Below are 770 nucleotides of genomic sequence, written 5' to 3'. Positions count from 1 at the left end.
CTCCGCGCGGCCGAAGCCCGCCTGCGGCGATCGTCGCCCAGGGCCCTCAAGGAACGCATCCATGCTCTGGAAGCGGAACTACGCGCCGTGCGTGGTGCCGAGATGGCGGAGCTGCGGGCGCTCACCCGGACGCTCGCGCAGCACATCCAGATGCTGACGTTGCAGCTCGCCGAGCGAGATGCCGTCATCGAAGGTCTGCGAGCGGAGCTGTCTCGATCCGTGGACGCCAGGGTCGTCCCGTTGCGGCGTCCGCCTCTGGACGGCACCGGCTGACAGCCGCGCTTCATCCTGACCGGTCCAGGCGCCGCTCGCCGGTCATGGCTGCCTCCCGTGCTCGCCCGTCGAGGCAGGGCTCGGGTTGTGGCAGACGCTGCCGGCCCATCAACCCTGTTCCGCACCAGCACCGAGAACAGGGTGTGACGGCCCGGCTTCCCGCGTCTGCCCCTGCCGCCTCGCCCTCGACGGAGAGGGCGAACACAGGAGGCAGCCATGACCACCGATCGCACACCCCAGCCCCGGAACGACATCTACGAGCGTGTCACCAGCCAGATCATCGCCGCCATCGAGGCCGGCGCCGACCAGTACCGGATGCCCTGGCACCACGACGGATCGGCCATCACTACGCCCGTCAACGTCGCCTCGCGCAAGGCCTATCGTGGCGTCAACGTCATCGCACTCTGGGCCGCCGCGCACGCCGCCGGCTTTCCCGCCGGCATCTGGGGCACCTATCGCCAGTGGCAGGCGCTCGGCGCGCAGGTCCGCAAGGGCGA

Annotated in this window: 1 protein-coding gene and 1 pseudogene; both read left to right on the top strand. The window is 70.4% G+C overall.

The window, feature by feature from the left end; genetic code table 11:
- Positions 1–273, top strand: a pseudogene (locus tag JHD07_RS17665) (hypothetical protein); the annotation flags it as partial.
- 216 nt (positions 274–489) lie between these two features.
- The coding region (locus JHD07_RS17660) for an ArdC family protein (protein WP_291624442.1) at positions 490–770 on the top strand (281 nt) is incomplete at its 3' end.

Origin of the sequence: Bradyrhizobium sp., assembly GCF_016462955.1 — a bacterium.
Classification (GTDB): Bacteria; Pseudomonadota; Alphaproteobacteria; order Rhizobiales; family Xanthobacteraceae; genus Bradyrhizobium.
Note: the sequence above shows the minus strand (reverse complement) of the source record. Positions and strands in the feature narration are given on the sequence as shown.